7 protein-coding genes are annotated in these 15,020 nt (G+C 39.8%); 5 read left to right on the forward strand and 2 right to left on the reverse strand.

Annotation, left to right across the window (positions count from 1 at the left end):
* The first annotated feature begins 26 nt into the window (after positions 1-26).
* From EHQ58_RS18385 to carB, 5 genes are read left to right on the forward strand one after another with little or no spacing between them, the layout of a single operon-like run.
* Positions 27-1,115 carry an LIC10775 family protein gene (locus EHQ58_RS18385; protein ID WP_167883690.1) on the forward strand — a complete coding sequence of 363 codons (1,089 nt, stop codon included), beginning with the start codon at positions 27-29 and terminating at the stop codon, positions 1,113-1,115.
* 5 nt (positions 1,116-1,120) lie between these two features.
* Positions 1,121-1,927: a hypothetical protein gene (locus EHQ58_RS18390; protein WP_135625531.1), complete on the forward strand. Its 807-nt coding sequence runs from the start codon at positions 1,121-1,123 to the stop codon at positions 1,925-1,927.
* A gap of 59 nt (positions 1,928-1,986) precedes the next feature.
* Positions 1,987-7,629, forward strand: coding sequence for an alpha-2-macroglobulin family protein (locus tag EHQ58_RS18395; protein WP_135625532.1), 5,643 nt, complete (start codon positions 1,987-1,989; stop codon positions 7,627-7,629).
* Between the two features lie 32 nt (positions 7,630-7,661).
* The gene (locus EHQ58_RS18400) at positions 7,662-9,917 is read left to right on the forward strand and encodes a sulfatase family protein (protein ID WP_135625533.1); all 2,256 of its coding nucleotides are present in this window, start codon (positions 7,662-7,664) and stop codon (positions 9,915-9,917) included.
* Positions 9,918-9,950: 33 nt separating this feature from the next.
* Complete coding sequence (gene carB / locus EHQ58_RS18405) at positions 9,951-13,262, forward strand: carbamoyl-phosphate synthase large subunit (RefSeq protein WP_135625534.1); 3,312 nt, start codon at positions 9,951-9,953, stop codon at positions 13,260-13,262.
* Between the two features lie 15 nt (positions 13,263-13,277).
* Here the strand turns inward: carB and EHQ58_RS18410 are convergent, their stop codons facing one another.
* Positions 13,278-13,718 carry a DUF1499 domain-containing protein gene (locus EHQ58_RS18410; RefSeq protein WP_135625535.1) on the reverse strand — a complete coding sequence of 147 codons (441 nt, stop codon included), beginning with the start codon at positions 13,716-13,718 and terminating at the stop codon, positions 13,278-13,280.
* 67 nt (positions 13,719-13,785) lie between these two features.
* Entirely contained in the window at positions 13,786-14,802 is a 1,017-nt protein-coding gene (locus EHQ58_RS18415) for a sensor histidine kinase (RefSeq protein ID WP_135625536.1), read from the reverse strand.
* Positions 14,803-15,020: the final 218 nt, after the last annotated feature.

The following is a 15,020-nucleotide window of genomic DNA, read 5'->3' on the forward strand; positions in this document are numbered from 1 at the left end:
GTAGTAGCCGGAGACTTATATGTCTTGTGCTACTCACACATATATTCATATTTCAAACTTTGCTATCAGAAGACGTCCTCATTGTTGATCCACTTTTGGAAAAACCTTGGACTGATGATGCTAGGGAGGAAGAAAAGAGAAGTTACTATCGATTTCTTTCGGCATCCAAGGAAGTCGGAAAGGTAAAGTTACAACAAGATGCCTTTGGAAGAAATTTCCATATTTATCCTTCGATGAAGATACGTTATACGATTGATAATGACTATCATAAGGAATTTCCACTCTTTGGAGATGCTGATTTAGCCCTAAGAGAAATGCAAGCATTGCTTCTTGCACGACGCGATTTGGACGCTCTATTTGTTGGCAAGGGAATTGGACTTTGTCAAAGATTGCATGAACGTAAAGAGAAAAGATTTATGCCCGCCTGGGCTGTAGAAGCAAATCAACTTAGCAATCAAATCCACTCAAAATATAAGGAAAATCCACATTTAATGTCACTAGGTGCGGAACCTTATGGTTGTTATGAGGGTGATCGGGATAATTTAGGCGATTTGTATCTAGAATCTGAAACCTATAGATATACAATCAAAATTCCTGCGATGCTTCGGTATGAAGGTTTGTTTCGCAAAAATGCAGGTCATAGTTCGAAATTGGACAAATCCATGGTTCGCTTGGTTCGATTTGTCGAATTTCTTTCTCCGATTCGTGAAGAAGGCTGGGACGATATGGATGAGGCAAAAATCCTGCAAGAATCGGGACTAAAAGTTAAGTCAGCTAGAAAGATATTATTTTCGATTGGTGCTACCTTTGACGAGATTCCGAACCAAAGAACGGCAAAAGATTATTTTAGATTTTGGGACCAAGAGAGAGGGATCAATGCTAAAAGTATGTTTGAAAAAACTTTTACCAGGAAACAGGATAACGAAGATTATGTGAGTCGATTTAAAATGGTAGATGAAACTGGTATGGTCTCCTTTTATTTGATGAAGGAATATTATTTTTTTAAGTCTCCGCTTGGTTTTTTTCTATCACTTTCTTATCCTGAATCAGAGAAGGAAAAAGGAGAGAGGTATTGGAAAACTATCAGAAGTGAATTTAGAGTTAGGGATTACTAAGGAATATGCTCAGTTTTATCGAGTCAAATCAAAGTCGAAAACCTCCAAAGCCAAATCCAAATTTCAATCCCTGGCATCTATTCCTAACTGGTCTCAGTTTAATATTAGGTTATACAACGATTCTAATACCCTTTGGTGCCTATTTTACCTTTTCAGTATCCGTTTGGATCATACTCATTTTATTTTTGCCTTTATTGTTTCTTGCGATTTCTTTAATCTCCAGGTTTGGTTATGTCATTTTAATATCCGTATTTTTATCTTTGTTAGATGGCGGGGCATCGCTATTATTTTTAGGAGATTTTTTTGGGTACTTAACCAAAACTACGGTGGCCTCAAACATTTTGCCCGATCAAGCTAGTTCATTCATACTAAAAAAATACATCTTCTTAAGCGATTTTGCGATACAGGTTGAAAAAGGAGGAAGCTTTCAGGCGCCAATAACAGTTCGAGCGAGAGGAGGTTCAAAAATTTATGGACCTATGCTTCAATTTCGTTTCGCACCCATCGTCGCTAAAAGTAATCCAAATAAACAACTCCCTCTATATGCATTGTGTTATGCGAATCTAAATGAAACCTGTGATTTTTCAAAAGAAACATCTGGAGGCATTGTGATTCGTGAGACGATTTGGGACTCAAATAAAGTGAACGTGGTAGGTTCGGTTCCCTTAGAAAACTCAATTTTTTTGATGTGGATTGGAAGGGGTGAATCAGACATCTCTCGAAAAGGTCTCATCTCCTTCGGAGCCATCTTGACTTCAGTATTAGTATGGGCGGGCATATGTTTTCTGCGTAAAAACCATCTGAAAAACTGATTTTTTTCTTTGATTTTTTCGTTCCCAACTTTACTGCTATTCGGCAAGCTTTGCGAGATATGTTGAAATTTAACCCTTTAAAATCCGTTTTCGTTTTCCTGATTCTATTTATATTTAATACCAGCTTCTTTTCTCAGGGCAATGGTTTCTATATTGAGCTATTTTCTCCAACGGACCAAACAAAGCAGGTAAAACAAGTTCAAGTTCGATTTTCAGAGGCAGTCGTAGCTTTGGGTGATCCAAGACCGAAGGTAGACCTATTCCAAATTGATTGTCCGTTTTCAGGAAAGGCTCGTTTCATCGATTCCGCAACCTGGGTTTATGAATTTGAATCGGAACTTCCGGGGGGAGTTATCTGTAAATTTGTGGTAAATGGAGAGATCCGGTCTTTAAAAGGCGTTCCCCTTACGGGTGATCGTTCCTATAGTTTTAATACGGGTGGACCATCTATCACTTATACCTCACCTTATTCTGGTAATTCGATCGATGAAGATCAAATTTTCATACTAAATTTAGATTCGAAACCTGATCTAGGTTCGGTGAAAAAATTCGCTTATTTTTCTATAACAGAGTTATCAAATCGGATACCTATCGAGATCGTCGAAGGTAGCGAAAGGAAAAACATTTTAAAAAGCCAGGGACGAAAGGATACGAATAACATTTTACTAATAAAAGCGAAACAATCTTTTTTGCCTGATAAAAATATTCAACTTGTCTGGGGAAAAGGAATTAAAGCAGAATTAGGTGGCGAAGTCAGCGAAGATGAAATTCACAATTATACAGTTAGGTCTCCTTTCTCGGTTAGCTTTTCTTGTGATCGGGTGAATGCTAAGGCAGATTGTATACCCATCCTTCCGCTTAGACTTTATTTTACATCTTCTGTTGCAAATTCCGATTTAAAGAAAATCACTTTGGTTTCCAAGGAAGGTAAAGAATTCCCATCCAACCTACAGACAGATGCACCAGGAGAAGAAGGTTCGCATTATTTAAGTTTTGCGGGTCCTTTCCCCGAGAATATGGAATTTAAAATTTCGATTCCAAGCGCGATAAAAGATGATATGGGTCGTAGCCTTATTAACATCGATAATTTTCCACTCACGGTGAAAACTGCAGACTTTCCACCTCTCGCAAAATTCCCTGGTAAATTCGGAATCCTGGAAGCAAACGCAAACCCGGCTTTGCCTGTCACTCTCAGAAATTTAGAAGCACAAATTCCGATGATAAAGCAGGAACTAACGGTTGCTGCAAGTTCTAAGCGTACGCTCGACCCGATGGAAATTCAAAAATGGTTTGCAGCGGTATCAAAACACGAAAGAGAAAAGAGTATTTTTAACAATAAAATCACCGGGGGAAATGCATCAATCTCGTCCACACTCCCAAAGCCATCCGGGAAAAAACCAATGGAAGTGGTAGGGATTCCTTTGGAGAAGCCTGGGTTTTATGTGGTTGAACTTGCGAGCGATATACTTGGCGCCAGTCTCCTCGAAAAAAAAGGAAAGATGTACATTGTCTCAAGTGCACTCGTTACGAATCTTTCTGTTCATTTCAAATGGGGGGGCGATAGCAGTCTTGTTTGGGTAACTTCCTTGGATAAGGCCTTACCAGAAGCAGGTGTCGTTGTAAAAATTGTTGATTGCAAAGGATTGGTTCGTGCAACGGGTGTTACCGGAAAAGAGGGCACTCTCAAGCTAGGGAAACTTTCAACCACCGAAATTCCTTATTGTGGTTATTATGAAATGGGAAGTGGACTGACTGTTTTTGCACAGAAAGGTGAGGATGTATCCTTTACTTCAACCACTTGGGACCAAGGAATTGAATCGTGGCGGTACAATTTGCCTTCTTATTCTTATAGTGACGCATCGGAAATTCCAAATGTAGTTTTAGATCGAACCTTATTTCGCGCAGGTGAGACTTTACATATAAAACATTTCAGAAGAGGACATTCCATACAAGGGTTAGTCGCCGCCGATCCAAAAAGTTATCCGAAAAAATATGTAATTGAACATACAGGTTCTGGAGAAAAATTTGTTTTTCCCATGATCTGGTCCTTTCCAGGTAGTTCTGAATCGGAATTTGTGATTCCAAAAAATGCCCGTCTTGGGACCTATCGGATCTATTATCCGACCTCGGAAGAAGACGATAGTTATGGAATAAACGTAGCAAGTTTTCGAGTCGAAGAATTTCGTCTTCCCGTCCTTCGAGGCGGTATCCAATTGACTGACAATCAAGTATATCTCGTATCTCCTAAGAAAGTTATGGTGGATATGAATTTGCAATACCTATCGGGAGGAGGGGCCGCTGCTTTTCCTGTTTTACTACGAGGTCAGGTGATCCCTCGGTCCTACTCTCCAAGTGAAGACGATGCAGCATTTCAGTTTAATCCTGAGAAAATTGAGGTCGGTAAAATCCAGGTAAGTGGCTATTCGGATGAGACAGAAGAGGAAACCACAAATCAAAATAAAGGTTATAAGGCAGAAAAGTTAACCTTGGATGAAAAAGGATTCCAGTCCTTTACTTTTAAAGGAATCGAAGAGCTAAAACAAGATTCTGCCCTGGAAGTAGAAATGGAGTATGTCGATCCAAGCGGAGAGATTCAAACAACATATAGAAGTTTTCCTTTATATGTTTCCTCTCTTCATTTAGGAATCCAACCAAAAGGATGGATGTTCGCAAAAGATAAAGTGGAGATGCAAATTCTAGCTCTAGATCTAAACAATGTTCCCAAAAAAAATCAAAAGATTACGGTAAAGGCTTACTCACAGATTTACTATTCCAATCGAAAGAGATTGGTGGGAGGTTATTATGCTTATGAACATTATAAAGAAGTAAAGGAACTTGGAGTATATTGTCAGGGAAAAACGAACGATAAAGGTTTACTCTTTTGTGAAAATAAATCTCCGGGCACTGGGGAAGTGATTTTTAGTGCAGAAACAGAAGATGAATCTGGAAATCTTACAAATACCACTTACAATGCTTATGTTGCATCCTCAGAAGATACCTGGTTTGAAGCAACTGACCACAATCGAATGGATGTAATCCCTGAGAAGAAATATGTAGAAATTGGAGACAATTTAAAATTACAGTTGAGATCACCCTTTCGAGAAGCAACAGCTCTCATTACTGTAGAGAGGGAAGGAATCATCGATTCCTTTGTCTTCAATGTGAATGGCAAAGAACCGAGTGTGAGCATTCCAATCAAAAAAGAATATTCACCTAACGTATATATATCGGCACTCCTCATTCGCGGAAGAGTTTCGGAACCGAAAGCTACGGCTCTCATCGATTTGGGCAGGCCAACATTTAGGTTAGGCATCGCGCCCATCCGGGTCGGCTGGAAGCCATTCGAACTCAAAGTTTCCGTAAAAACAAAACAAAATAAGTATAAAATTCGAGAGACAGTGATGACAGAAGTCACAGTGAAAGACTACCAAGGCATAACTCCAAAGGCGGGTGGTGAGATTCTTGTAGCGGTGGTAGACGAGGCTCTACTTGAGTTAGCTCCCAATCCAACTTGGAAGCTCCTCGATGCGATGATGGGAATGCGCGGTTTAGATGTTACGACCTCGACGAGTCAATCTCAAGTGATCGGGCGGCGACATTTTGGCCTGAAGGCAAAACCAAGTGGCGGAGGGGGCGGTAAAAGTCCTACAAGATCGCTCTTTAATACTTTAGTTTATTGGAAGGGTAAGCTAACACTCGATAAAGATGGAAAAGCCAGCTTTTCGTTTCCCCTAAACGATTCCTTGACATCTTTTAAGATCGTTGCGGTAGCAAATTCGGGGATAGGTGAGTTTGGAACAGGAAGCACGAGCATCCAAACTTCACAAGACATCCAAACTTTTAATGGAATACCTTTGGTGGCGAGAGAGGGAGACGAATTCCCTCATGAGTTTACTTTAAGGAACGCTTCCACAGAAAAACGAAAGGTGAAGCTTAACTTAAAGTCCTCCGAAACTGCTAGATCAAATTCAAAAATCAAAACACCACTATTTCTAATCGGAGAAAAAGAATTAGAACTTTTACCATCTTCGACTCTGACAGCTGCTTGGATTTTAAAAGTTCCTTCTGATGTGAAACAGCGAAGTTTTGTTTTAGAGGTCAAAGATGAATCAGGACTCATCCTCGACCAGCTTCAGGCAGAACAACAGATAGCGGAGGTAACTAAGGAATCCGTATATATGGCGGGTCTGACGCAAATCGAGGGAAAATTCGAAGAAAGGATCCAAACCCCTTCGGATGCTGTAACCGACGAGAGTAAATTTAAGGTAACTGTCACACCGAGTATCATTTCCAATTTAATATCAGTAGAATCTTTTTTCCAGACATATCCTTATTCCTGCATGGAACAAAAAGTTTCAACTGCGATTGGCCTTCGGAACGTAAATAAGTGGAGAGCCATAGATGAAGAGTTAGGTGGTTATTTGGATTCTTACGGACTTGTAAAATACTTTCCGAAAATGGAGTATGGCAGCGAGATTTTAACCGCCTATGTGCTAACGTCAAGTAAACTTGCCGGGTATAATTTAAAAGGAGATCATATCACAAAAATGACCGAAGCCTTGCGAGGATACCTAGCCGGATCGATTCCGGGAGAAAGATGGTCCTTTGGGGCAGATATGATACTGCGTAGAATCATTGTTATGGAAGCGCTCTCTCGTTACGAAACTTTGGAATGGGATACGGTCGTTCCACTCACGAAAAATCTGGAACTGCTTCCTAGTTCCTCTCTTATAGACCTCTTGGAAATATTTTCGAGAACTAGAAATCCCGATATAAAAATACAAGCAAGAGTGGCGTCTAATCTGCGTTCCAGACTGAATCTGCAAGGAACTGAGCTTGTCATTGCCGATAAAAATTTTGGATCTCCCTGGTGGATTCTTGGATCTAAGGATTACAGTATGGGTAAATTGGCGCTTTGGACGTTACAAGATCCTAGCTATAAAAAAGATCTACCTCGCATTGTAAAAGGACTTTTAAAAAAACAGATCAAAGGCAAGTGGGATACCACTCTCGGAAATGCTTATGGAATACTTGCTATGGACCGTGCGGCCAAGGTTCTAGAAGCAGAAAAGGTGCAAGGCGGTCTTGTGAACGTGAAAGATGCGGGGAAAACCATTTCTTTAGATCCAAATCTTTCTGAAACAAATTCTGCGATCGTGATGGCAAATAAATTGGGAAAAAATGTTTCGATTTCATATGAAGGGAAGGGGAAACCTTGGTTAGCTTGGGAGGCAAAGAGTCGGATACCATTGAAAGAGGCATTAAACGCTGGTTATCGTTTGAAGAGAACAATCCTTCCGATTGTGCAAAAAGAGAAGGGAGTATATTCAAAAGGAGATGTGATTAAAATTCGAGTAGAAATCATTGCAGATTCTGATAAGACTTGGGTCGTGCTAGAAGATCCCATTCCATCGGGTTCCGTTCATTTGGGCCGGGGCCTTGCAAAAGAGTCTAAAATTTTAAATGGTGCAATCAAACAGGAACAGTCATATGATCCGAGTTTTGAGGAGCGATCCTTCAGTCATTACCGTGCTTATTTTGAATACCTTCCTCAAGGAACCCATGTGATTGAGTATACAATCCAATTAAACCAATCAGGAGCCTTTCCGATGCCACAGGCACGCATAGAGGCGATGTATTCTCCTGAGGTTTTTGGAGAAGTTCCAGTAGAAACTTATCAAATTTCAGGAGCCGAAAACTAGGAAAAGTTGTCGAAACAGAGGGGGGTGGAATCATGACACTCGTGGAAGGACTTCCAGCCCCTATCAATTTTCGAAAGGTCTTTGTTCCGATATTCGGTTACACGGTTTTTTTTTACGTATTCTTCTTAATCTTTAATACATCATTTAGTTTTATGGGGGTAGATATTGGTGACTACCTAAAACAATACTTAGGCGCCTTTTTTGGCGTTTATTTAAAATCTACTTTCTTAGTATTTTCTTCATCGCTTGTTTTTCATTCCTTTGTTGGTTTTTTATTTGCCATCACTTTGCTAAAAGGTAAAGTCAAAACTCAGTATCTGATCGCTTATCTTTTTCTCGTAGATTTTGTGGGGTTGTGTCATTCAGTCATTTTGTATCCACAAATTTATGGAGAGTTTTTTTTCTACCGCCAAACCTGGGCAGTCAATTTTCTTTTTTTTCTAACGGATCATTTTACCCCCTCCTTCTTTGCTGGCATTTTGCTCTTTTTGTTTTTGGCTCAGATTGGAATCATCCTGAAATTTGTGATACATTATAAAAATAAACATTCATTGTTTTTACTTTCACATTCGCTGATTTCTTTTTTACTTTTTCAATCAGGATTGCTTTATCTTTCTCTCATTTATCTTCTCATTTTTCCTTTCTTTCAAGCAAGTAGAGATCGCATACATCGCAAAACATACATTATATTCATTTCTCTTCTCTTGTTCCTCATTCCGTTCCCGTATTTGATCGAAACATTCTATGGAAGTTTCACGGTTTCACAAAAAGACAAGCCGCCAATCTTCCTTATCTCAGCTGATTCCTTGAGATACGATAAATTGGGATTTATTAATGGTAACCCGGAAATCACTCCGAATATAGATGCTTTTTCAAAGGAAAGTTTTATTTTTCACGACCATCATACAACGATTCCGCGAACGTTTCCGAGTTGGGCAGATTTACTAACGGGTCAATATGCGATGAATCATAAGATTCGAGATATGTTCCCTTCGAAGGATGAACAAGTTCGCATTGGAAAGGGAGCCTTTAAAACAATACCAAAACTTTTAAAAGAAGTGGGATATAAATCTTATGCGGTGGGCAGTTTTGCCGCAGATATTTTCCCAAGAGCAGATTTTGGATTTGATGAAACATATGCGCCTAACTTTAATGCGCGAATTATGACAGTTCAGCGCACGGCAGAATCTCAATTGTTTCTACTGCCTGTGCTTACTGGAACCTTTTTTGGTGGAGGCTTTTTCATCAGTGAAATGGATGGGTTGTCTACTTGGGGGGACGGTAGTAGGCTTGTCGATCGCTTTAAAAGAATCTTGAGGAAGTCGGGAAGTGAGCCTTTTTTTGTAACTTATTTTTCTAGTGTAGTGCATTTTCCCTATGCGCCTGCTTATCCTTATTATCTGAAATTTACAGATCCAAAGTATTATGGAAAATATAAATACTTAAAATTTGTAGACCCCTCTGTCTCTGAAAAACCGTCCAATGAAGAAATTAATCAAATTAGAAATCTATTTGATTCCTCAGTTTTTGCTTTTGATGTAGAATTTGGACAACTCATTGAATCCCTAAAGGCGAGTGGGCTCTATGATAAAGCCATCATCATTCTGACATCGGACCATGGAGAGTCTCTCTATGAAGATGTTCATGGTCAGGGTCACGGAGAACATCTACGTGGTGAAGCAGTAACAAAAGTTCCACTCTTAATAAAGTTTCCTAAGGATTCGAAATTTAATGAGATTTCGACTAAAGAGTACCAAGGCATCACATCATCCGTTGACCTATTTCCAACGATTGTCGACTTCATGAAAGTAGAGGACCTGATCGAACGGCCAGGTAGCTCTCTCTTACCAAAACTTGGGCAGGCTCTAAACTTAAACGATACTGTTTACTCTGAAACAGGGATTTGGTTTTCCGATCGCGGGGATCACTTTTTCCAAAAACAACGCATCCCTTATCCCAATATTCTAGAGTTACACCAAGTTGTCGCAGATGAAGATTTTCAAATCATGATTACCGACCGAACATTTCGCGAAACGATTGCCTTCGCCAAACACCGGTCACTGCAAAATCATAGGTATAAGCTCATTTATATCCCGACAAGAAAGGGGGTAATTTTTGAATTGTATGACAGGGAAAAAGATCCTCTAAATACCACAAATATTTATCCTTCTGGGCAGGTTGGGTATGAGCTCCGAGACAGGTTATTTTCGCTAGTAAAGCGTTGGGAAGAGGCCACGCAGGCAGGAGATTATTTACTTCCTGGGACATTGAGGAATTCTGACTTATAGGGCTGTAGTAATATAGGAAAAGGGTAAAAAATTATGCCAAAACGAGAAGATTTAAAATCTATTTTAATCATCGGATCCGGTCCTATTGTCATTGGCCAAGCCTGTGAATTTGATTATTCAGGTACGCAAGCCACAAAAGCACTTCGGGAAAAGGGCATACGGGTGATTCTCGTTAATTCTAATCCAGCTACGATCATGACGGATCCTGACCTAGCCGATGCCACCTATATCGAACCTCTCACTGTTACTGTTCTCGAAAAAATCATTAAAAAAGAAAAGCCCGATGCAATACTTCCCACAGTCGGTGGACAAACCGCGCTGAACTTGGCATTGGCATTACATAAAGAAGGAATATTAGAAAAGTATAATGTAGAACTCATTGGTGCAAAGGTTGAAGCCATCCGAAAGGCAGAAGATAGGGAATTATTCAAACAAGCCATGGACAAACTCAATATCCGTGTTGCGAAATCGGTAATGGTTTCTGATATGGAAGCGGCAAGAATTGCCTCTCGGGAAATAGGATTCCCTATCATCATCCGGCCTGCGTTTACTTTGGGCGGGACAGGTGGTGGAACTTGTTATACGGAAGAAGAATTTGAATCGATTGCGGCGGCTGGTCTCAATGCCTCACCAATTTCTCAAATCCTAGTCGAGGAGTCCGTTCTAGGATGGAAAGAATTCGAGTTAGAGGTGATGAGAGATTTAGCTGACAACGTTGTGATTATTTGTTCTATAGAAAACATTGATCCGATGGGCGTCCACACGGGAGATTCCATTACCGTCGCCCCACAACAAACATTGAGCGATAAGGAATACCAGAGACTACGTGATATGTCAATCGACATCATTCGAGAGATCGGAGTAGAGACAGGTGGATCGAATATACAGTTTGCGGTAAATCCAGAAAACGGAGATGTCATTGTCATTGAAATGAATCCGAGAGTATCAAGGTCATCAGCACTTGCATCGAAGGCGACGGGATTCCCAATCGCAAAAATTGCAGCTTTACTATCGATAGGATATACTCTAGATGAGATTAAAAATGATATCACCAGAGTAACGCCTGCTAGTTTTGAGCCATCTATTGACTATGTTGTGACAAAAATTCCAAGATTTGCTTTTGAGAAATTTCCTGGTAGCGATCCGACCCTCGGTGTGCAAATGAAAGCTGTAGGCGAAGCCATGGCCATCGGTCGTAACTTCAAGGAAAGTTTTCAAAAGGCACTTCGTTCCTTGGAAATCGACAGGTTCGGTTTCGGTAGTGATGGTTATTTAAAAGAACTTCTCGAATGGGAATCGATTCCAGAAAATGAAAAGAGTAACTGGCTAAAAGCAAAAATCAAAAGACCGACCGACAAACGCATATTCTATGTGAAACTAGGTTTTAATTTCGGATTTTCTGTAGAACAAATTCATGAAGAATGTAAAATAGACCCTTGGTTTTTATACCAATTTGAAGATCTCTATTTGCTCGAGAAACAATTCCAAAAAGAAGGAAAAAGTTTTATTCCTAAAATGAAGAAGGCAGGTTTTTCAAATCGACAACTTGCCTTTCTAACAAAGGAAAAAGAAGTTCTGGCGCAGATCCGAAGCGGAGCTGCCATTGATATCACTAAAGCAAAAGTAGAAGCCATACTTAGAACCGAAGAAGAATTGATAGAAAAATTAATGCTTTCGGAAAAGATCATTCCCGTTTATAAACGAATTGATACCTGCGCAGGAGAATTTGAAGCATTTACGCCTTATATGTACTCTGCCTATGATGAGGAAGATGAATCTGCAGTCACAAATAAAAAGAAAGTGATGATACTTGGTGGTGGACCCAACCGAATCGGTCAAGGGATCGAATTTGACTACTGTTGTTGTCATGCATCCTTCGCCCTCCAGGAAGCCGGTGTAGAATCTATCATGGTAAATTCAAATCCGGAAACCGTATCTACTGATTATGATACTTCGGATCGTCTTTATTTTGAACCACTCTCGTTAGAAGATGTAATGAACATCTATTTAAAGGAAAAGCCAAATGGCGTGATTGTCCAATTAGGTGGTCAGACCCCATTGAAACTGGCGCGAGCCCTGGAAAAAAGGGGAGTTCCGATTCTTGGAACAAGTCCAGATTCTATTGATCGGGCTGAGGATCGAAAACGTTTTGCCGAAGTTTTGGATAAATTAAAATTACTCTCACCTGATAATGGTATGGCATCCTCGAAAGAAAAAGCTCGTGAGATTGCATCTAAGATAGGTTATCCTGTTCTTGTTCGACCATCCTATGTATTGGGCGGTCGTGCTATGCTCATCGTAAATGAGGAATCTGAATTAGATAAATATATGTTAGAAGCAGAAGAAGTCTCCGAAGACAGACCTCTTCTGATAGACTCATTCTTGCAAGACGCAACAGAAGTAGATGTAGATGCACTCTGTGACGGAAAGGACGTATTTATTGCAGGAATTATGGAGCATATCGAGGAAGCAGGTGTACACTCTGGTGATTCTGCTTGTGTGCTTCCCCCACAATCAATTACCGAAAGAATGCTCCAAGAAATCGAAGAAGCCACTCATAAACTTGCCATTGAACTTAAAGTGAAAGGACTTATCAATGTGCAATATGCAATCAAAGACGAGACACTTTATGTATTAGAGGTCAATCCACGTGCCTCACGAACGGTTCCCTTTGTCGCAAAGTCGATTGGTATCCCCGTCGTAAAAATGGCCGTGAGGATTATGCTGGGTGAAAGCCTTGTTAGTCTGAATCTTGGTAAAAAATTTCATGCGCCGATGGTAACGGTTAAGGAAGCAGTTCTCCCATTTAACAAATTCCCTGGTGTGGACACAATTTTAGGTCCCGAGATGCGTTCAACAGGAGAGGTGATGGGAGTGGCTCATTCTAAGGGTGAAGCATTCGTAAAGGCCCAGATAATGGCTGGCGAAGAACCTCCAAAACACGGAACGGTATTTGTTACAATCAACGACAAAACCAAAAAAGAATTATTAGAATCGATACGATCTCTATCTAATCTTGGTTATATTCTCATTGCGACAGAGGGGACGCATAAATTTCTCTCAGATAATGGCATCCTTTCGAGTAAGATCAATAAGATTTACGATGGGTATTTTCCAAATGTCATCGATTATATTCGAGAAAAGAAAATTCACCTGATCATTAATACACCCTTATCAAGAGTGACCAGAGAGAATGCATTTACCATTCGTCAGGCGGCAATAAAATATAAGGTGCCTTGTCTCACGACATCGCAGGCGGCAAAAGCCTTGATTGATGGACTTGTTGAAATGAAAGACAAAGGGTTTACCGTAAATTCACTTCAAGAAATTCACGGTAAAAAATAATCTAAGGTAAATCTATTAGATATCGAGATCTTTCAGTAGGGTCTCGATACGTTTCCGATTTACACCCAGATCACCTGTTCCTAGTCTTGATGCCGACCTAAAATGTAAGAGCTTAGTCTTTTCGTCAAAATAAAATTCGACATCATCAACATAACGCATGATCAGAGAGGTAAATTCGGCGTATATGTAATTCGAATTCTCCGAGATCACCTCTGTTCGTGGATAGGCTTCGATTCTTGATTTTAAAATCGCTTTTGCCTCGCCAAGCGGTTTATTGTATTTCATAGGAGATTTAAAGTGTATGGTGTCCTCTTCGGCGCTAAAGGAATTGATACAGTTCGGAGTTTTTGGGCAGGCGGTAAGTCTTTCAGAACTGACTCCGAGTATCTTTGGTCTAGTGCCATGGCACTGGGTGATTAAAAAAAATGCGGAGAAGAGAACGAGTATCGATTTCATATTTACCTCAAAAAGTTTGTTTCTTTCTATTCTGAGAAGCAAAGATCTCGAGTGCAATTCACAATTTTTAAATCTTAAACTCAATGATGAATTTTGTTCCCTCCGTTTTTTCGGACTTTATAGTTCCGTTTAGCTGAGAGACGAGCAAATTGACCATCTGGAGACCAAATCCCCGACTGTTAGATGCAATGTTATCTTCATGGAAACCTACGCCATTATCCTCGTATACGATCGTTACTGTTTCGTTCTCAAAGAATGCTTGGATCTTGATCTTTCGATTTTCCCGCCCTGTGAAGGCATGTTTCATGGAATTCGTGATAAATTCATTTAAAATAATTCCGAGTGGGGTCAATTGCTTAATTGAAAGCGATACATCATAAATGTCAGTCTCAATTTGTATGGGGCTTGTTGATGGAAAAATCCCAACAATATCAGCAGTGAGGGTAGGTAAATATTCCTTTAAGTTTAGTGATTGAAGCATCTCTTCATTTCTGTAAAGTTTATCGTATAATGTCATCATACTTCGCACTCTACCGGCTGCATCAATCAGACTGTCCTTTGCTTCAATCGAGGAAGCTTCGCTAGATTGCATTTGCAATAAAGAGAAGATGGTAAACATATTGTTTTTAACTCGATGGTGAATCTCTTTCAGAATGTAATCATTTTCCTTGAGAAGACCTTCCATTTTGAGATTGTTTTTCCTTTCCTCGGTGACATCGCGTAAAATCGCGGTTAGTATGATCTCGTTGTCAATTTGTGACTTTGAGATGGCCGCTTCGATGGGAAACTCTTCACCATTCGACCGAACTCCGCGAATTTTCCCATGTGTTTTACCTCGATAATTTGGTGAGGCAGTTAGAATGAATCTCCTTAGGATCTCATCGTGTTTATTTTGTACATCCGTCGGTAGAATTTTTTTTAACGATTTCCCCAACATTTCCGAAGCATGATAACCAAACATTTGTTCCGCTGCATGATTGAAAATGATGACGCGAAATTCAGAATCTAAGCTTATGATCGCATCCATAGCTGAATCAATGATTTCTGATAAGTGAACACTTTGTATTTCTTTTTGAGTAACCATTGCTATATTTTCATAACATTTAAAAAATTTAAATATTATGTAAAGCTAATTTCTTTTCGTCGAAAGAAGGCCCTTTTCTCAGATTTGATCTCTTCCTTTAAAAAAAATGTAAATTGTAGAAAAAAAAATGTTTTACAAAAAAAGATTCGGGTTTATTATATAACGATCGTTTTAAAATAAATTTGAGGGATTATACCAAAGATTTCCGAAATGGCAAA

Origin of the sequence: Leptospira ognonensis, assembly GCF_004770745.1 — a bacterium.
Lineage (GTDB): Bacteria > Spirochaetota > Leptospiria > Leptospirales > Leptospiraceae > Leptospira_A > Leptospira_A ognonensis.

Coding starts and splice junctions, on each gene's coding strand:
- EHQ58_RS18390 (WP_135625531.1), top strand. CDS start 1,121: ATGCTCAGTTTTATCGAGTCAAATCAAAGTCGAAAACCTCCAAAGCCA.
- EHQ58_RS18395 (WP_135625532.1), top strand. CDS start 1,987: ATGTTGAAATTTAACCCTTTAAAATCCGTTTTCGTTTTCCTGATTCTA.
- EHQ58_RS18400 (WP_135625533.1), top strand. CDS start 7,662: ATGACACTCGTGGAAGGACTTCCAGCCCCTATCAATTTTCGAAAGGTC.
- carB (WP_135625534.1), top strand. CDS start 9,951: ATGCCAAAACGAGAAGATTTAAAATCTATTTTAATCATCGGATCCGGT.
- EHQ58_RS18410 (WP_135625535.1), bottom strand. CDS start 13,718: ATGAAATCGATACTCGTTCTCTTCTCCGCATTTTTTTTAATCACCCAG.
- EHQ58_RS18415 (WP_135625536.1), bottom strand. CDS start 14,802: ATGGTTACTCAAAAAGAAATACAAAGTGTTCACTTATCAGAAATCATT.